This window comes from Legionella taurinensis, assembly GCF_900452865.1.
Taxonomy (GTDB): Bacteria; Pseudomonadota; Gammaproteobacteria; order Legionellales; family Legionellaceae; genus Legionella_C; species Legionella_C taurinensis.
In genome coordinates, this window is record NZ_UGOZ01000001.1 from 980324 (window position 1) to 999127 (window position 18804).

An 18804-nucleotide genomic window follows, 5' to 3' on the forward strand; every position below is an offset into this window, starting at 1 on the left:
AAAAAGAGGGGAACTGCCATGAAATCACTGGTGCCATGGTTTTGTCTGGTTGCTGCAACGGGAAGTCAAGCCCTGTGGGCTGAGGAAGGCTTGCTCAACTACCGTCAGGGGAATTACTTCGTTGCCGGCAAAAATTTAACGCCCCAGATCGGTAAAGACCCGGTTGCCGATTATTACATGGCTCGCATGCGGCTCTATGGTTTTGGTGAATTAAAAAATGACAATCTTGCGCTGCGTTATTTCCTGCAGTCGGCTGAAAAAGGCTTTCTTCCAGCCCAGCAGCTCATGGCCCATTATTATCTGATTAAAGAAAAAAATCCGGAAAAAGCCCTTTACTGGTTTAAAAAAGCCGCCGCCGGCGGCGACACTCAGGCACAACTTTACAGCTCGGCTGCTTACCTTTTTGGTTACGGCACCCCAAAGAATACCGATGCAGCGCGTCGTTACGCCATTGACGCAGCCAAAAAAGGCAATCCGCTTGCACAGTATGCTCTGGGACTTGAATTCTCAAGCAGTCGTGATCACCGCAATAAAAAACTAGGCGCTATCTGGCTCAACAAGGCGGCAGAAAACGGCAATGTGAATGCCTTAGTCAAACTGGCTGACCTGTATGCCAATGGCATGGGGGTTGCCAAAGACGTCAACAAGGCACAGGAACTGTTACAAAGGGCTGCGGCTCAAAATGATTTAAATGCCATGCTGGCATTGGGTAATCTCGCTAAAAAAGCGAACAACCCTGACTTGGCGAAGACCTGGTATGAAAAAGCCGCAGCCGAAGGCAATGCGGATGCGCAGTTTGCGCTGGCGCAATTATACCTCGATGAAAAAGGCGGATTGTATGATGCCAAAGTGGGATTTATGTGGATGCTCCGGGCCGCGCAAAACGACAAGGCGGATGCCCAGGCTGGTCTTTCTGCCTTGTATAAAGAAGGGAAAGCGGTGGGAGCTGACAGCCAGTTGGCCGAGCAATGGCAGGCGCAGGCTGCCGCCACACGATTGAAAGAGCAACAGACGCCAGCACACCTGTTGGTGGCCAGATGGTTAAGTAATGGCAAAGCAGACACTTTTGCGGCCAGCAATTACAATCTGGGCGGCATTTACAACGCCTGGCAAAACCCCATGGCATTAAAGGAAAATAACTACAATCAATACCCGCGAATGGACGAGGTGACACGCCAATCCCTCTACAAACCAAAATTCAAACTGGCCAATCCTCAGGACATTGCCATCAGTGAATATTTCGATGTGTTGGCGCCGATGTTAAGCGGCAATGAAGCCAATGACTGGTCATTCAAGCGCTACCCCATTAACCGCCAGATTCAGGCGTTGAAAGACAGTGAAGCCTTTGCCCTTAAACACCCAAAACAATTCAGCGTGACCAAGGGGGTCGTGCCTTACCCTGTTTCCGAAGAAATACCCACGTTTGATTACGTGGGGCATTTGACTCACGGCTGGGAGCACCAGGCCAACTATCAGTCCGTGTTAACGCAATTGTATGATCAGGCCATTCTGGGTGAGTCCGATGCCCAATATGAAATAGGCCAGCTCTATCAGTACGGCATTGCCGTGGCTAAAAATCCCCAACAGGCCGTTGTCTATTTCGAACTGGCGGCGTCCCAGCAGGACGTGAGGGCGGAGTACAATCTTGGTATACTTTATCTTGAAGGGCAAACCAACCCGGTTGATTATCAGAAAGGAATCGACTGGATGACCGATGCCGCCTTCAAAGGCAACCCTTATGCCCAATACGCACTGGCCAATATTTATGAAAAAGGGTTTAAGGATCCCCAGGGCAACCTGGTGGTGCAACCGGATCACCAACAGGCCATGGCCATGTATTATCTGGCGTCATCCAATCAGTTCGGCGAGGCGCAATACCGGCTGGCGGATTACCTGGTGAAGGAAAACAATGCCGGATTAAGTGTGGCGGCCAGGCAAAACCGTAATCAGTTAATCAAACGCTTATTGCAGGGCGCTGCCAAACAGGGTGTCGCTGAAGCGGTATTGCCGCTCGCCTTCTACCATGCCATGGATGCTGATCCGGCCAAACAAAAACAGGCTTTTGAAACGGCGAGACGCGAGGCGGATGCCGGCAATCCGGAAGCGGCGTTGTTGCTGGCTATCCTCTATGAGCGCGGCATTTCCGTGCCTAAGAACCCCATCGAATCACGCTACTGGTATCAAAAAGCGTCGTTAAATCCGGTAACGGCTTTCATTCTGGGTACCTATTACGTGGAAGGGCAGGGTTTCAACAAGGACATTGAGAAAGGGCGGGCCTTGCTGCAGCAGGCAGCCAACGCCGGTTTTTCCTATGCCAACTTGAACCTGGCCATCCTTAAGAAACAGGCCGGTGAATCCTTTCTTCCGGAACTGGATAAGGCGAGACAGCAGAATAACAGCCTAGCCGGGTTGCTCCTGGCGGATTATTTCCTTGAGAAAGCCGATAATCCGGACAACATGAAGCAGGCGCGCGATATTTATCAACATTTTGCCGATAAAGGGGATAAAGACGCGCAGCTGAAACTGGCTTATCTTTATGACCGCGGCCTGGGTGGAGAAGCCAATGCCCAATTGGCAGAACAGCTTTATACGGCATCGGCCGAGCAGGGGCAACCGGTGGCCCAATACCTGTTGGGGCAGTTTTATCAAATGGGACGCGGCGGTTTAAAACCGGATTATGCCAAAGCCAAACAATGGTATGCCGCAGCGAAAAAATCCTTTGCACCGGCAGCAGTGGCTTTAGGATTCGTCTACGACACCGTGGATGATGATTACCTGAATGCAGCCGACAATTATCAACACGCCGCCAACCGCGACAATATCCGTGGGATGTTCAATCTTGGTCTGGTCTATGAGTACGGTAAAGGCCAACCGGTCAATTACGACAAAGCAGAGATTCTTTATCTGCATGCTGCTGAAAAAGGGTACAGTCCAGCCATGAATCAGCTGGCGGGAATCTATTTCCGCGGCGATAAGGGCAAACGCGATGAACAGAAAGCCCTGTATTGGTATAAAAAAGCCGCTGAACTGGGCGACAGGGATGCCAATTACCAGCTGGGATTGTTGTCTGAGACCGGGGTTGCGACCAAACTGGATTTTGGCGATGCAGTCCGGTTTTATCAGCAGTCGTCTGATCTCGGCAACGCCAAGGCCAAAATGGCGCTGGCCCGCATGTACCAGTATGGGTTAGGGGTCGAGAAAGACATCAATCATGCCGGTGATCTCTACAAAGAATTAGCGGCCAATAACAATGCCTATGCCCAATACCGGCTGGCCATGCTGTACCTGGACGGGGCTCTGGGTGAAAAAATGCCGGAAAGAGGGAAACAACTGCTTAAAGAAGCCAGCAATAATGGCAGCCAGCAGGCCCAAAAAATGCTGCAATGGCTTGACGCGCAGCAGGCGACCCGCGTCAGTTTCATTGAGCCTGTTATTTTAAACCACGCGCCGGTTCTGGCAGGGCAAACCGCTGATTTGATGTACCTCGATGCCTTAAGCGAGTGGAACCGCGGGGATGAAACCTTATCGCGTATGATTCTTAATCGTTTAATGAGTCAATTTCCGCACTACATTCCTGCCAAACGGGCCTATGAACAATTGAATCAGCAAAACGAGATCAGTATTTTTGGTTGAAATATGTCCAAGCGATAGGTAAACTGCGCGCACTTTAACAAAAGGACGCGCAGTATTATTATGGTTTTATCACTATTGCAAATAAAGGAACAAATACAAACTGCTCAACAGGCTTTCAGAAAAGCCGCTTCTGATTGGTTGATGCAGCAACCGATACCCCTTGAAGAAAAAACAAAATGGCGGGATTGTTTTAAATGCCGCACGCGAGAATCCTTACTGAATGCCACGCGCCACAATGGCCTGCCGCTGGTGGCAAACGATTCCGAAGCCCATCAGGTTTATGGCGAGGAGGAGACCATCGAGGCCCGACCACCGGTAGTGAGACGTCAGTATGGGGTGAACGGGGATGCGTTCTATGAGCAATATTGCCGCCTGATTAATCTGTACGAACTGTTGCTTCGTGCGGAAGAAATTCTCACAACCGTTCCGCAATTAATCGATTTAGAGGATTTAAGTTACTTTGCCCTGCTGGCTGGCAACATGGATCTGGAGCTTAATAAAGCGCCTGAGAATGTGGATATTATTGCCGATTACCACCAACGCCTCTCCAAAGCACGGGCTGATTTTGCGGTGGCTGACCATGAGGCGGCTATTGCCCTGTATTTATATGAAAAGCATCATCAGGATTGTCAGAGGGATTTTATTGATATTCTGATCCTGCTGCAAAATGAACTGCAAACCCTGTATCACCGTTATCCCAATACCAGCGTTTTTAAGTACGTGATGTACGATCACTGGCAAACGGTGGTGATTGCGACAGGAAAAGCCCTGTTTGGCCGTTCCAGCTGCCGTCATCCGTCCATCGACAGCCTTAAAATCTTAGACGATGGGCTTAATGAACTGATTGAATCGGCACAAGAGGGAAGGGCGGATGACTGCCATCAACTGCAATCCGAAGTCGCCCACTACAAAGAAAAGATAAAAGGAGCCTTGTCGTCGGCTGAACTGAAACTGGGTGGCATGACTAGCCGTATGAGACTTCAGGATCAATTGGCCCATTGGCGAACGCCGACCGACCCTGCGCTTGGCATTTCGTTTTATGCCAACCCCATGTTTGGTTTTTGGCGTGCAATGCGCGGCAATGGGTGGATTGATCGGCGAATGCTCACCTCGGAAGCTCCCCGTGTGGATGCCAGTTCGAATCAGGAGGATTCAGAGAACACCCAGATTGTGCCGTCCTGACACAGGGCTTGAGCATTGCACCTAAAAAATTCAATGTTCACTTTTCGGCGGCGTCATTGTCATTATTCACTACACTGTTATTGACGAGTAGAGGAGTGAATTGAGGCCGCCATGTTGACCGAAACCATCAAAAAACATTATTACCAGGCGCTGTTGGATCATAATCCGCACTATGAGGGCGTCTTTTATGTGGGCGTGACCACCACAGGCATTTTTTGCCGTCCCACCTGCCCTGCAAGAAAACCCAAATACGAGCATTGTGAGTTTTTTCTGACCGCCCAGCAGGCTTTGCTGGCTTCTTACCGCCCCTGCAAACGCTGCCGTCCCCTGTCGCACCCCAATCAGGTCTCCGAGGTGGTGCAACACTTAGTGGCTGCGGTCGAGGCGAATCCTGAAAAGCGTTGGCAGAATGGCGATTTCCAAGCCCTGTCGACTGATGCGGTCAAAGCAAGGCGGCAGTTTAAAAAGCGCTTTGGCATGACGTTTGTGGAGTATGCACGCGCACGCCGCATGGGGCTTGCGGTTAAAAAAATCAGGGAAGGCGAGTCCGTTATCGAAGCACAACTCGCCACAGGCTATGAATCCGGCAGCGGGTTTCGCGATGCGTTCGCACGAATCATGGGGGCGGCGCCATCCAAAAAAGGCCATTTCGTCCTGTTGAAAACCGCACTGCTGGATACCCCCTTAGGCCCGATGATGGCGGTTGCCAGTGATACCCAGCTTTATCTGCTGGAATTTATCGAACGCCGAGGTCTTGAACGGGAAATTGAACGCCTGCGTCAGAAAGCGAGCGCAGCGATTGTACCCGGCAGTGCACCGCCGATCGACCAGATTGATCGGGAGTTGCAGGCTTACTTTGCCGGGACATTGACCGAATTCACCACGCCGTTGTGCCTCATGGGCTCCCCCTTTCAACAGCAGGTCTGGGACGTCTTGCGCCAGATACCCTCCGGCCAGACCCGTTCCTACACCCAGGTGGCTCAAGCCTTGAGCAAACCCTTCGCCTGCCGTGCGGTCGCTAATGCCAATGGCGCGAATCAACTCGCCATCGTTATTCCCTGCCACCGCGTCATTAACAGCAATGGCGAACTCGGCGGTTATGGCGGAGGCATTGCCAAGAAAAAATGGCTGCTTGAACATGAACGGCGGGGAATCAACGTTATCCTGTGAGCAGCATGAAGGCAAAGGCTGCTTATAACGAATCGGCCCGCAAACCCTGAAAAGGGGATCAGAGCGCTTTAAGCCGGGCAATGTGTTAAAACAGAGTAAATTTAATCCGTAATGCAATTCGAATTGACAGTGTATGGGTATACTTTTGATTTTATGACCGAGGTTATCATGTCTGACACACTGGATAAGTTAAAAAAGATTATTAGTGAGCAAGAGGCCGCGTTAATACTAAAAGCTCAGCAGCAGAAACTGAATTTAAAGGAACAATTAGCCTTTGAAAAGCTTCAAACCCGATTGATGGATGAAGAAGGTATGCAGGAACTTCCTGCGGTAGAAACGTTGCAAAAGATGTATAAACCAGGGCTTGCTTCGTTTGAGATTCAATCGGAAAGCGACCGGTCATTTGCTGCGATAGCTGCAAACTTTGAGCGCAAGTACGGCAAGGAAAACATTAAAAATAATAATTTGTGCTTTGAGGATCATTCACGGGCGAATGTTTTCTTTCATTCTCAGGCTAATCTTGGGTATGCCTTTCTCTTTAAGGAAGCCCATTCTGACAACTATGCCTTTTCGGACGGCGACAATCATTACAAGATGGGCACGAAGGCAGAAATCATGGATTACTGCCGGACTCATTCGATTAAACCATCGCCATTTGACAAGACGCTGGATGTTCAGGATGAGCACGCCCCTGCAAGCCGGCGTATCGGCTAGAGTATACGCGCTGATCCAGGAGCAGCTTACCCCAGTTAATCCACAACGGCCTAAGCTGCTGCCTCTGGCTGAGAGATTCGCCATCCCCTGAGTAGCGGAACCTGGTCAGGAGTAATCAACTATAATTAATAGTAGGGTGATTACAGGGGAGATGAGGATGAACAATGCACAGTTGAGTCCAGTCGCTCTGGGTTTGGCGCTTGGCATCTTTTGGGGAATTTCCATTCTAATTATGGGATTAATTGCCACTTATTATGCCTATGGCAGACCTTTTGTTGCGTCAATGGGGCTTCTTTATCCCGGTTTTGAACCCACCGTAATCGGCAGCCTGATTGGGGCTGTGATTGGATTCATTGATCTCTTTATCGGCGGTGTCATTATTGCATGGCTTTACAATGCCTTCGCAGGGGTCTGCTGCCGCCAATCCGACAGGGTGGAGTAACCTGCGGCTTAAGCCGCATGAGGTAGCGTTATGAATACATGGATTAAACACATGTCCTGGCAGGCACTGGTTCTGCTGGGAGGGCTGATGGTCAGTACAGCCAGTTCCGCCTGGCAAAATCAGGGGTATAACCGGGGAAATTTTGGTTATTACAATAATAACAACCAATACAATCCCTATTATCGCGGTAATATCTACCGTGGCCCTAATTATCATTACTACAAAAAATACCACCAGAAACAGTACAACAATCACTGGCGCTATAAACAAGGAAATTATTATAACAATTACTGGTACAACCCAGGCATTATCCGCACCTGTAAAACCTACCAGGTCTGTACGAACTATGGCGGGTGTACGTTGCAACAGTATTGTTATTGATTGATGGTCCTCCTGCGCAAAGCATGTTAAATGGATGTCAATCCGTTACTTGAGGGTGGGGGTGAGAAGAGCAGCATACGGGTTATGCAAGGATTTGCTTTGATGGTTTTTTAGACTCATTGCTAAATCACCGATTGATAAATGGTGAGCGGTGTCAATTTTAGTTTCATCGGGTAATTTATTAAACCCATCGAATTTGGATTGCATACGTTCATCTTCATTCTATTCACTGGGGATAATTTAGAAGCATTCGAATTGCATAAATTGAAAGTAAAGAGGCATGTGGGTTTTATATTGATCAAAAGCGCTCGAGACTATTCTCTAGATGCGAGGTTGGGGAGAGGGCAGCTCTCAAACCTTGGATAGAAATAATACCATTCAGAGACGTTTTTTTAAGGCCACAAGATGAAATTTTTGACTTTAGGGTTTAGGGTCCGAACCGGAGAAGCCGGTTCGGATGTTTACGGACTTAGAGCGACGGAAACACCGGGATTAAGCAGCCAGGGCTTTGACGCGTGCGCTGAGGCGGCTTTTAATTCGGGATGCTTTGTTTTTATGGATCAAGCCTTTGCTGGCGGCCTTATCAATGATAGGCTGGGCTTTCGCGTAAGCAGCACGTGCAGCTTCTTTATCACCCGCTTCCACAGCTTTCAGAACATTTTTGATGAAAGTACGGTACATGGAACGCGCGCTGGCGTTATGCTTGCGTAACTTTTCGTTTTGGCGAGCACGTTTGATCGCTGATTTAATATTTGCCACTTACAAATCTCCACTCATTTTTAGATGTCACAAAAGAAGCTAATCATGCACAATGCCTTAGAATTTGTCAATATATTCTGGCAGACTAGCAAACAAAAACCATGGTTTTTCAGCCTGTTAGCAAAACAAAAAAACCGAGGCAATGACCTAACAGCTCGTACAGACGGTTGGATACAGGGGAAAATGAGAAAATCTTGCGTAAAAGAAAGCAATTCCCCCTCATCGGGTATATCATAGTCGCAGGTCAAAAACCCATTTTACACTATGTCAGCGACAGAAACCATGATTCCCAAACGACAAAGTTTATTGCGCTCCACATCGCTTGTTTCCTTAATGACGCTGATGTCGCGTCTGATGGGATTTGCCCGCGACATGCTGCTTGCCTATTTTTTTGGAGCACAGGCGGGAATGGATGCGTTTTACGTGGCTTTTCGTATTCCCAATTTCATGCGCCGCCTCTTTGCCGAAGGCGCTTTCGCTCAGGCGTTTGTGCCGGTACTGGCAGAATACCAGCAGACCCGGCCTGTCCATGATGTGCGGCTGTTTATTGCCCGCATCACCGGGCATCTGAGCCTCGTGCTCTCGTTAATCACCGCCATTGGCGTCATCGCGGCCCCCGTCATTATTTTCATTTTCGCACCGGGATTTGGCGAAGGCAGTACCAGGACGCTGCTTGCCACCGAAATGCTGCGTCTGACCTTTCCCTATTTAATGCTGATTTCATTGACAGCCATGGCCGGTGCGGTATTGAACACCTACGGTTATTTTGGCGTGCCGGCGTTTACACCGGTGCTGCTGAATGTGTTCATGATTCTGGCGGCTGTTTATTTAACCCCGTACACCGATCCGCCTGTTGTCGCCCTGGCCTGGGGTGTTTTATTGGCCGGTGTTGCGCAATTCCTGTTTCAAATTCCGTTTCTTTACCAACGCCAGTTGTTGGTTAAACCGCGCCTGTTCTTTGGTGATGAAGGCGTCAGGCGGGTTTTGAAGCTAATGGTTCCTGCCTTGTTCGGGGTGTCCATTGCCCAGCTTAATTTAATGATTGATTCCATCTTTGCCTCCTTTCTTCAGGTCGGCAGTGTGTCCTGGTTGTACTACACGGACAGGCTCACTGATTTTCCTTTGGGGGTCTTTGGCGTTGCCATCGCGACAGTCATCTTGCCGCATTTGTCGCGAAAACATGCTGAACAGAGCCTTGAAAAATACTCGCGTGCCCTGGATTGGGGCCTGCGCAGCATTTTGCTGATTGGGTTGCCGTCGGGCATCGGGCTCGCGCTGTTTTCCATGCCAATGATTGCCTGCTGCTTTGCGTATGGCAAATTTTCAGCAGTTGACGTGCTGCAGACACAAAAAAGTTTGATTGCTCTGGGTTCCGGCGTGCCTGCCTTTATGATGATTAAAGTCTTAGCGTCCGGGTTTTATGCCCGACAGAATATCAAGACACCGGTTAAAGTTGGCGCCATCGCTATGGTGGTGAACAGCCTGTTGTGTGCGGTGCTGATTTGGCCTCTGGCCCATGCCGGCTTAGCCCTGGCCTCGACCTTGGCAGGGTATTTAAATTGCGGTTTATTGTTGATCCTGTTAAGACGCCGGCGATTCTTTACTCCCTTGAAGGGGTGGCCTAAGTTTATAGCTCAGCTGCTTTTTGCCAATGGTGTCATTGCTGTTTATCTATGGTTTATGGCGGGTGACGTCAGTCAGTGGCTGGCAAAACCGCCCTTATTGAGGCTAGGTACCTTATTCACCCATGTTTTTGGGGTATTATTCATTTACGTGGTGTGTCTGTATCTTGCGGGAGTAAGGCCGGCACAATTTCGTGGTTCAATGAAGGAGTGATTATGCACGCTGACGCGTTTTATCAGACTCAGAGCGAAGGGGCTGTTCCCCTGGTGCTCATTAATTCACCCCAATGGCATGACGGCAAAATCGAATTGAGCGAGGGCGAGCGCTGTCAATTGCAGTCTCAGGGATTTAAAGCCAAGCTGGGGCAGTTATGCCTGATTTACGCGCCCTCCGGTCAGCTTACCAAAGCATTTTTAGGGCAAGGGGAGGCCGGTGATGCCCAGGCCATGGCTTATGCAGCAACCCTGCTGCCGGAAGGTCATTATGAAACGGCCAGTCCGCTGTCGATTTTTGCGCAGGTGAATTGGGCTTTGGCGCAATACCGATTTGATCGATACAAAAAGCAGGATCGGCCGCCGCGTCGCCTGGTCGTACGCAATGAAGCCATAAAGACGCTTAAAACCGACGTGGAAGCGGTTTTTTTAGTGCGTGATTTGATCAATACCCCAAGCAATGACTTAGGCCCTGCGCAATTGGCTGAAGTGGCGGCCGAATTGGCCAGGCAGTACCAGGCCGATTTCTGCCAGTGGGTGGGGGATGAATTGCTCGCGGCCAATTTTCCTGCCATTCATGTGGTCGGTCGTGCCTCTGAATTTGAACCACGCTTAATCCAGTTAACCTGGGGTAAAGCCGAGCATCCAAAAATTGCTCTGGTAGGCAAAGGCGTCTGCTTTGACAGCGGCGGTCTTGATATTAAACCGGCCCTTAACATGCGTCTAATGAAAAAAGACATGGGGGGCGCCGCCAATGTCTTAGGGCTTGCACAATGGATTATGGCCAATCAATTGCCTGTGCGTCTGCAGGTGTTTATCCCTGCTGTTGAAAATGCGGTGGGTTCACGCGCATTTCGTCCAGGTGATGTGCTGACCATGCGCAACGGCCTGACGGTGGAGGTGGATAACACCGACGCGGAAGGCCGGCTGATCCTCGCCGATGCCATGGTTAAAGCCTGCGAGGAAGAGCCGGAATTACTGATTGATTTTTCGACTTTAACGGGAGCTGCCCGGGTAGCGGTGGGAACAGAAATAGCCGCTCTGTTTACGGGGAATGATGAACTGGCCATGACGTTAAGTCGTCTGGGTGAGGACATTCACGACCCCGTCTGGCGTCTTCCCTTGTTTTCAGGCTATGACAACATGCTGGATTCCTCGGTGGCCGACATCGTCAATGCCAGTCCATCGCCCTATGCTGGAGCGATTACGGCGGCGTTATTTTTAAAGCGCTTTATCCATTCCCCGACACAATGGATTCACTTTGACATCATGGCCTGGAATTTAGCGAGCAAACCCGGAAAGCCGGAAGGCGGTGAAGCCATGGGGATGCGCACGATCGCTCGCTACCTGAAGGAAAAATACGGCTAAAGCACACCCCGGGCCGCAGTGAAAACCGCGGCCGGGGTGATGCGGGTCTAGTTCATCAGAAAGGAAATGCTCAGTTTTTCGGGTTGAGTTGTCGGCTCTGTGGTATGAACAGTTACCTGTTCGTCTCCACTCTTTGATTTATGCCGTTTAGGGTGTGTTTCGGTGATCTCGACAACAGAGTCACTCGTCTCAGGCGTTATGGCGTTGACCACTTTTTTTGCTTTTTCAACGGTTTCGTTCGTCTTGGATTTTAGTATCTCCAACACCTTCATTATCTGGGTGCTCGCTCCCGGTTTTGTCAAGTCTGCGTTAGACAATAGGGTGGCAGTCTGGTGGAATTGGGTGCCTAACTCCATCATTTCTGCCTGTAGTGTCTGATTTTTAATCTCAGCGGCAGAGTAGCCTTTCCCTACAAAAAAAGCCGGGGCAGTTTTTTGTGATGGCGATGGTCGAGCACTGGCCGGTTGTTGAGACGCTTTCGTCTGGCGAGGCGCAGGCTCCGGCCCAATGAATTTTCGCTTGGGGTTTTCAGGCGTTGTTGCTTCGGAGGCAGGTAACGTCTTGCTGAGCGATTGTTTTTCATTAAGCGCTGAATTTTTAAACGACTCCGTGATGAAATTCAACGAAACAGTAGCGGACTGTAGCATCTCGTTGAGACGCTTTATTTCAGCAGGGTCTTTAGCCTTTTTCAGTTGAGATTGAATGGTCATGATCCTGCTGTTTGCCCATCGCTCACTCGCGGCGTACGCCTCAAGGAATAACGCTTTAATGTCGTTGGCCGCTGCACTGTTGGTGTAAAAGAACCATCGAATCGGGGTGGAACCAGAGAAGTCAATGACGTCAAAAAAAGTATTTCCTTGAACATCAAAGGGTAGGGGATCGGATGTCTTGCTTTGAAAAATGGCCAGATAAGGGCATTTTTTGTCTTTAAAATCGGCAAGCACTTTTGTGGCCACCTGAGGGGTAAGGCGAGCTAACGGGATAACATAAAGATTTTTTGGATCATACGAGCTAATGATCTTCGCTGTCGGTTCATCCTTTTCAAACAGAATGTTCTTCTGCTCAAGGACCTTTTTTTCAAGTTCAAGCATGTCTTTGTGTAATGTCATGCTGTTAGGGTTCGCCAGCGGGGTCAAAGGCTTGATCTTGTCTTTAAGCAGGCTATCAATGTCCATTTTTTCGATTATGGCAATATGGCCTCTCACGCTGGGATGGAGGTTATTGGCGATGAATTTTTTTTCAGGGAACATGGCGGCCAAATAAAGAAGATGGTTCCCGAGTCCTCCTACTATATCGATGACATAGTCTGTGTTTTCTGAGGTAATGAGGTGGTGGAGTATGCCATGAAGCCGGTCCCAACTCTTCGGAGTCTTGCTGGTCGAGGTGACTGCTGGCTGCTCGCTTTTCCCGTCTTGATTCGGTTGATTGGTTTTCATTGTTTTCCTACTGAGTTGTGAAAGGCGGGTATTTTAGAAAAAGCAGCCGTAAAATAAACAAGTCTGCCGTATAATTAAACAATTGCAACCAATCCCTACGCAATATTTACAATCGCCGTGGGAGGAATAAATCAAGCCATGTCAATGGCATGGGTTTGCAGTTCGCAGCCCCTGGAACGGTACTCGCGATAGTGGAGGCGGCTTATGTCTTTAGCGGATTCCTCTTCGGTTACAATTTCAATGACCCGTCTGAAGCGGCCGTAAAAAGAGGGAACAGAATCGGCCAGATTAAGTAGAATTTCGCGAAAACCGCGCGGTTCCTGGCCATGGCCGATTTGTACCGGCGGCGGGGGTTCCGGGCCTTCTCCCTGCAAATGATGGGGGATAAAGCTGTCTTCTTTAAATGTCCAGAGCAATTCATCGAGTTTTTCGGCATCCTGTTCATCCTGGCAATAAACAAACACCTGATGACCGCGCAGGTACGCTTTTTCCAGCAAGCGGCAGGCAAAAAGCCATTTCGCCTGAAGCTCGCTGGTGTTTAACAGGTAAAAATCAACGCGTGGAACTGACATGGCGCAAAAACTCAACAAGTAAGGGGACGGGACGGCCGGTGGCCTGACGCTTCTTCCCGGATACCCAGGCGGTACCCGCGATATCCAGATGCGCCCAGCGGTATTTTTGAGTAAAACGCGACAGAAAGCAAGCCGCGGTAATGGCGCCGGCGCTGCGGTCAAACGCACCGTTAATCATGTCCGCCAGCGGACTCTCCAGCGCTTCCTGGTAGGCGTCATCAAGCGGCATACGCCAGGTTTTTTCATTGCTTCGGTCAGCGGCTGCCAGTAGATCGGCGGCCAGGGCGTCGTCTTTGGTCATAAAGCCCGTGGTAATAAAGCCCAGGGCAATAATGATGGCGCCAGTTAAGGTGGCAATGTCTAACACCAGGGCAGGATTAAGCCGTTCCGCGTAACTTAAGGCATCGGCCAGAACCAGCCGCCCTTCGGCGTCCGTATTCAGAATTTCGACCGTTTGCCCGGAGAGGGTGGTCACGATATCACCCGGCTTAACCGAAGTGCCGCTGGGCATGTTTTCAGCGCTGGCAATGAGGCCTGTGACATTCACAGGCAGTTTGAGCAGGGCGCAGGCTTTCAGGGTGCCTAATACGCTGGCAGCGCCTGACATGTCGTATTTCATCTCCATCATGGCATCGCCCGGTTTAATGGTTAAACCGCCGGAGTCAAACGTAATGCCCTTACCGACTAAGACAATCGGTTGGGCATTGCCGCCGCCCTGGTATTGCAATTCAATAAAACGCGGTTCCTGACTGCTCCCCTGCGCGACCGCCAGTAACGCGCCCATGCCGATTTGGCGGATTTCATCGGGGCCCATGACCAAAGCCTTGATATTGGCATGTTCGTTGGCCAGCGCCAGAGCCTGTTCGCCCAGGTAGGCCGGGGTACAGCGATTGGCGGGTAAGTCGGCTAAGGTGCGCGTCAGTTGCACGCCTTTGGCAATGGCTTCACTGTGTTTAAGGGTTTGATGACTGACGCCAGGGAGACTGAAATTAACGGACTCCAGAATGAGTGGTTTTTTCTCTTTGGTTTTAAATTCATTCAATTGATAGCACTGGGCATCGACTTGCAGCAGCATGTGCTGAAGCTGCCAATCGGGGGTTTTATCGGCCACGGGCGGCAGACAAAGGGTTGCTGAGGCGACGCGCTGCTTCAACAGGGCGGCCATGATGTCGCCCAGGCGTTTTTGCAGGGCATCCCCATTAAATTCCGCTTTTTTTCCGCAATTCAAAACCAGTAAACAGTGATGATTGATGTCCGTCTGCCAGGCGGAATCGCCTTTGTCCTTTAATCGGGTGAAAAGTCGCGAAATCAAGCCATGGAGTTGGCCATCCAGCACCTGAGCAAAGGCATCCCACTCGCCGTCGCTGAAGAGGCCAAGCACCAGGCATTCGGTGTCGTTCAGCGAGGGGGTGTCAATTAATCCATAATTCATTGTGCTTCCTTGTGAAAGACAAAGAGTGCTAGTGTACCTAGGCTTGGCTTGTAATGCCATCTCCCTGATGCGAATTTCCACAAAGGAAAACCTGACGATCAACGCAGATCATGGTAAGCTAGAGTGATCATAAACAGCGAGATCCGTGTGAATACCCGTAACCCAAGCCTTTTGCCGAGAGCCAGACTGTGTTGATTTTTCGTTACCTGGCTAAAGAAGTGTTCGTGACTTTAGCTTCCCTGACCACTATCCTGATGCTTATCTTTATGAGCAACCAGTTTGTGCGCTATTTAAATCGTGCGGCCAATGGACAAATCCCAGGCATGATTATCATGAAACTGATGATGCTCGAATTGCCCAACCTCATGGGCCTTCTGCTGCCCCTCGGTTTTTTCGTCGCCTTGCTGATTGCCTATGGCAGGATGTATGCCGAAAGCGAAATGACGGTTCTGCAGGCCTGCGGGTATGGGCCTGACCGCTTATTAAAGCACAGCCTTTACATGGCCCTGGCGGTGGCTTTGCTGGTAGCGTTTATCATGATCTGGGTCAGTCCTGTCATTGCCAAGGAGCGCTCCTCCCTGCTGCGCGCCACCGGCGTAAAGACCCTGATACAGACGATTCTGCCGGGTCGCTTTCGCGCCATTTCCAATGGGCGGCAGGTGTTTTACGTGGAGTCCATGAACCGGGAACACACCGAGGCGAAAAATATTTTTCTGGCAAGGCAGGTGATTAAAGACAATCAAACGCGCTGGGATATCTTATGGGCGGAGCACGCGTTCGCAGAGACGGATCCTGAGACGCTTGAAGATTACATTGTTCTTGCCAAAGGCACTGAATATGAAGGCGCACCCGGTCAGGCCAATTATCAGGTGGCTGAGTTTAACCAGTACAAAGCCCGCCTGCCCCACCCAACCATTGAAATCAAAGACGACCTGCGTACCGCCAAAACGGCCGATTTACTGCCGTTTATTAACAGCGATAACCGCAGAGCCGCGGAATTGCAATGGCGGCTCTCGGTACCCCTGATGGTTCTCACCCTGACACTGGTGGCTGTGCCCTTAAGCCGGGTTAACCCCCGGTCAGGAAAATACGCCAAACTGCTGCCGGCCATTTTACTCTATATTGTGTATGCCAATTTCATGTTTGTTGCCCGTGATTGGGTGGCGGCAGGCAAGGTCCCGCAATGGGTCGGCATGTGGTGGCTGCATGGCGTGGTTCTCCTCATCGGCCTGTTGCTGATGGCCTATAACCGGGTGAAGCCGGCATGATCTTAATCGAACGCTACATTGCCAGAACGGTTCTTGCCTCCATCGGCTTAGTCACCTTGATGCTCGCGGGGCTGCAGGTATTCATTCTTTTTGTCAACCAGCTGGATGATCTTGGCCGCGCCGATTTCGGTCTTGTCAATGCAGCCATTTTTGTGTTTCTGCAGATGCCCTATCAGGTGTATCTCTTTTTTCCCATGGCCAGTCTCATGGGTTGTTTGATTGGCCTTGGCATGATGGCCAATCATCGTGAACTCATCGTCATGCGGGCGGCGGGGATGTCCATCGGCCAAATCACACTGGCGGTCTTGAAGGTGGCCTTTGTCATCATTGTTCTTGTGACCCTGATTGGCGAAACCGTGGTGCCTAAACTCGCCTATTTTGCTAATGATTTGCGGACTCAGGCTTTAAGCGGTGGTCAGGCTTTGCGTACGGCGCAGGGAGTCTGGCTTCGTAATCAGAATGACTTTATCACCATTGGCAGCATCGAAAAGAATACGCTGCACAGTGTTTTTCAGTTTCGCTTTGACGAACAGCATCATTTGCGCTTTGCCCGGCGCATGGAGCGCATTGAATACCAGGATGGGCAGTGGAAGGCGTATGGGATTGCCCAAACCGACATTTTCCGAACAAAGACCGTGGCCAGCACCGCCAAAACCATGGTTTGGGATGTCTCGGTTAAGCCCAAGCTCTTGAATTTAACCAGCAGCGAACCGGATGAGATGACCTTGCATGAGCTGCGTCAGTATCTGCGCGAACAAAAACAAAGTCATCAAACGGCCAGCAATTATCAACTGGCTTATTGGCAGCGCCTGATCCAACCGTTGACGACGGTGGTGATGATGGTTCTTGCCATTCCGTTTATCTTCGGTCCACTGCGTTCGTCCACCATGGGATCCAAATTGCTGCTGGGCATTACGGTGGGTTTTGGCTTCCATATCCTTAACCGTTTTTTTGGCCCGGTCAGTCAGGTGTTTCAGTGGCCGCCGGTGCTGGCGGCCATCGGACCGACCATCCTCTTTGCGCTGCTTGGACTATTCATGATGGCTAAGGCGAAATGATGGCCGGCATTCGACATGTGCTTGAAGCGCTGCTCAATCCCCTGTGTCTCTTTTTTATCGTCTATACCCTGTTGCTGATAAGGCTTTGGCGGCAGGGGGACCGGTTCAGCAGGATGGGTTTTACACTGCTTTACCTGATGCTTCTTTCAGTCAGTTTAGGCTGGTTGCCAAAAACGCTGACCGCCTGCCTTGAACGGCAATACCCGGTTGTGAAGCAAGCAGATCCCCGCGTGCGCTGGGTGGTGGTTTTGAGTGGCGGTCAGGCCGAGGAAGCAGGCCAACCGGAGCATCTGCTGCTTTACAATGCCAGTATCAAGCGCCTGCTGGAAGGGCTGCGCCTTTATCGCCAATTGCCAGACGCGACCCTGTTGCTTTCCGGCGGGGGCTTTGGTGGTGAGAGGGCAGAGTCTGAGCGCATGGCGCAACTGGCTGACTGGTTTACCAAGCCTTTGAAGCCCGTGGTGCTTGAGAGGATTTCGTTAAATACCGCACAACAGGCGAAGGCAATCAAGCGCTGGGTTCATGACCAGCCGTTTTATCTGGTGACTTCCGCCATCCACATGCCGAGAGCCATGGCCTTATGCCGACGCCAGGGCTTAAATCCAATCGCCGCCCCGGCGGACAGAACCCTTTACTGGCAGGATGAACGCTGGGAAAAACGGTACCTACCCAATCCCCAGAACATGGTTTATCTGACTATTGCCCTGCATGAATTGCTGGGCATGGCCTGGGCCTCCCTGCGAGGGGACATGGTCTGATTAGTCTTTCAGGTATTTTTCGATGATGGATTTTTTCAGTTCAATTTCACAATCATCCCTGGTCAACGGGCGCGAGTAATAATACCCCTGGATGCCGTCGATACCCAGTACCTTGAGGGTGTCCAACTGTTCCTCGACTTCAACGCCTTCGGCAATGACACTGATGTTCAGTTTATGGGCGATGGTGATGATGGCGCTGATAATGGTCTGATCCAGGTAGTCATGCTGGCAATTGTCAATGAAAGCTTTGTCGATTTTAATTTTATTCACCGGCAAATGTTTTAAGTAGGACAGACTGGAATAGCCGGTGCCGAAATCATCAATCACCAGATTAATGCCGCCTTTCTTTAGCGCATCGATTTCCTTGTACAGCCGTTCATTGTATTCAATAAAAAAGGTTTCGGTGATTTCCAGTTCGATGCTGGAGGGGGGCAGCTGGATTTCATCGAGAATGGCATTAATGACATTGCTTAATGAATGACGCAGGAATTGCACGGTCGAGACATTGATGGCAATGGGACCGGGTAGAATTTTCTTGTCTTTCCAGATCTTGGCCTGTTGACAGACGGATTTGATAATCCATTCGCTGACTGGAATAATCAATGGGCTTTTTTCGAGCGTATGGATGAAATCCCCGGCCGCCAGCACCCCTTTTTCCGGGTGATTCCAGCGCAACAGGGATTCAAGACCAATGATTTCACCCGTGACCCCGTCATAGAAGGGCTGATAGACCATGAAAAATTCCTGTTTGTCATACGCGCGCTGCAATTCCTTGCCCAGGCCGTGAATCTGCTGG

At 50.4% G+C, this 18804-nt stretch carries 17 protein-coding genes; 11 read left to right on the plus strand and 6 right to left on the minus strand.

The window, feature by feature from the left end; translation table 11 throughout:
• Positions 1-18: 18 nt before the first annotated feature.
• The 6 genes from DYE45_RS04635 to DYE45_RS04660 all read left to right on the plus strand — a co-directional run bounded on the left by DYE45_RS04635 (position 19) and on the right by DYE45_RS04660 (position 7522).
• Complete coding sequence (locus DYE45_RS04635; RefSeq protein ID WP_115300531.1) at positions 19-3633, plus strand: tetratricopeptide repeat protein; 3615 nt, start codon at positions 19-21, stop codon at positions 3631-3633.
• Positions 3634-3693: 60 nt separating this feature from the next.
• Positions 3694-4815: a hypothetical protein gene (locus tag DYE45_RS04640; RefSeq protein ID WP_108292272.1), complete on the plus strand. Its 1122-nt coding sequence runs from the start codon at positions 3694-3696 to the stop codon at positions 4813-4815.
• 111 nt (positions 4816-4926) lie between these two features.
• Positions 4927-5985, plus strand: coding sequence for a bifunctional transcriptional activator/DNA repair enzyme AdaA (locus DYE45_RS04645; RefSeq protein WP_108292270.1), 1059 nt, complete (start codon positions 4927-4929; stop codon positions 5983-5985).
• A gap of 168 nt (positions 5986-6153) precedes the next feature.
• Positions 6154-6699 carry a hypothetical protein gene (locus tag DYE45_RS04650; protein ID WP_133138169.1) on the plus strand — a complete coding sequence of 182 codons (546 nt, stop codon included), beginning with the start codon at positions 6154-6156 and terminating at the stop codon, positions 6697-6699.
• A gap of 157 nt (positions 6700-6856) precedes the next feature.
• Positions 6857-7141 (plus strand): bacteriophage holin, encoded by a 285-nt coding sequence (locus tag DYE45_RS04655; RefSeq protein WP_115300532.1) that lies wholly within the window; start codon positions 6857-6859, stop codon positions 7139-7141.
• A gap of 30 nt (positions 7142-7171) precedes the next feature.
• Complete coding sequence (locus DYE45_RS04660; RefSeq protein WP_108335292.1) at positions 7172-7522, plus strand: hypothetical protein; 351 nt, start codon at positions 7172-7174, stop codon at positions 7520-7522.
• Positions 7523-7567: 45 nt separating this feature from the next.
• Here DYE45_RS04660 and DYE45_RS14670 read toward each other — a convergent pair whose 3' ends face one another.
• Entirely contained in the window at positions 7568-7729 is a 162-nt protein-coding gene (locus DYE45_RS14670) for a hypothetical protein (RefSeq protein WP_160160680.1), read from the minus strand.
• A 285-nt stretch (positions 7730-8014) separates the two neighbouring features.
• A complete protein-coding gene (rpsT, locus tag DYE45_RS04665; protein ID WP_058532043.1) occupies positions 8015-8281 on the minus strand; it encodes a 30S ribosomal protein S20 in 267 nt (88 codons plus the stop codon).
• A 264-nt stretch (positions 8282-8545) separates the two neighbouring features.
• Here rpsT and murJ point away from each other — a divergent pair, with 264 nt between their 5' ends.
• Both murJ and DYE45_RS04675 read left to right on the plus strand, forming a co-directional pair.
• Positions 8546-10117 carry a murein biosynthesis integral membrane protein MurJ gene (gene murJ / locus DYE45_RS04670; protein WP_108292262.1) on the plus strand — a complete coding sequence of 524 codons (1572 nt, stop codon included), beginning with the start codon at positions 8546-8548 and terminating at the stop codon, positions 10115-10117.
• Between the two features lie 2 nt (positions 10118-10119).
• Positions 10120-11484 (plus strand): leucyl aminopeptidase family protein, encoded by a 1365-nt coding sequence (locus DYE45_RS04675; RefSeq protein ID WP_115300533.1) that lies wholly within the window; start codon positions 10120-10122, stop codon positions 11482-11484.
• Positions 11485-11531: 47 nt separating this feature from the next.
• Here the strand turns inward: DYE45_RS04675 and DYE45_RS04680 are convergent, their stop codons facing one another.
• The 3 genes from DYE45_RS04680 to DYE45_RS04690 form a co-directional block, all read right to left on the minus strand.
• Positions 11532-12920 carry a hypothetical protein gene (locus DYE45_RS04680; protein WP_115300534.1) on the minus strand — a complete coding sequence of 463 codons (1389 nt, stop codon included), beginning with the start codon at positions 12918-12920 and terminating at the stop codon, positions 11532-11534.
• 131 nt (positions 12921-13051) lie between these two features.
• Complete coding sequence (locus DYE45_RS04685; protein WP_108292256.1) at positions 13052-13492, minus strand: DNA polymerase III subunit chi; 441 nt, start codon at positions 13490-13492, stop codon at positions 13052-13054.
• Entirely contained in the window at positions 13473-14924 is a 1452-nt protein-coding gene (locus tag DYE45_RS04690) for a leucyl aminopeptidase (RefSeq protein ID WP_115300535.1), read from the minus strand. The genes DYE45_RS04685 and DYE45_RS04690 overlap by 20 nt, the downstream gene beginning before the upstream one ends.
• A gap of 188 nt (positions 14925-15112) precedes the next feature.
• On the opposite strand from DYE45_RS04690, the gene lptF reads away from it, so the two are divergent.
• Genes lptF through DYE45_RS04705 form a run of 3 tightly spaced genes read left to right on the plus strand, consistent with a single transcriptional unit; the run spans position 15113 to position 18008 of the window.
• Positions 15113-16192 carry an LPS export ABC transporter permease LptF gene (lptF, locus tag DYE45_RS04695; protein WP_115300536.1) on the plus strand — a complete coding sequence of 360 codons (1080 nt, stop codon included), beginning with the start codon at positions 15113-15115 and terminating at the stop codon, positions 16190-16192.
• Positions 16189-17250, plus strand: a complete 1062-nt coding sequence (gene lptG / locus DYE45_RS04700; RefSeq protein WP_115300537.1) for an LPS export ABC transporter permease LptG — start codon at positions 16189-16191, stop codon at positions 17248-17250. Before lptF ends, lptG begins: the two co-directional genes overlap by 4 nt.
• On the plus strand, positions 17250-18008 hold the full coding sequence (locus tag DYE45_RS04705; protein WP_108292248.1) for an ElyC/SanA/YdcF family protein: 759 nt from the start codon (positions 17250-17252) through the stop codon (positions 18006-18008). Before lptG ends, DYE45_RS04705 begins: the two co-directional genes overlap by 1 nt.
• On the opposite strand, the gene DYE45_RS14880 is transcribed toward DYE45_RS04705, so the two are convergent.
• Positions 18009-18743: an EAL domain-containing protein gene (locus DYE45_RS14880; RefSeq protein ID WP_242602682.1), complete on the minus strand. Its 735-nt coding sequence runs from the start codon at positions 18741-18743 to the stop codon at positions 18009-18011.
• Positions 18744-18804 lie beyond the last annotated feature (61 nt).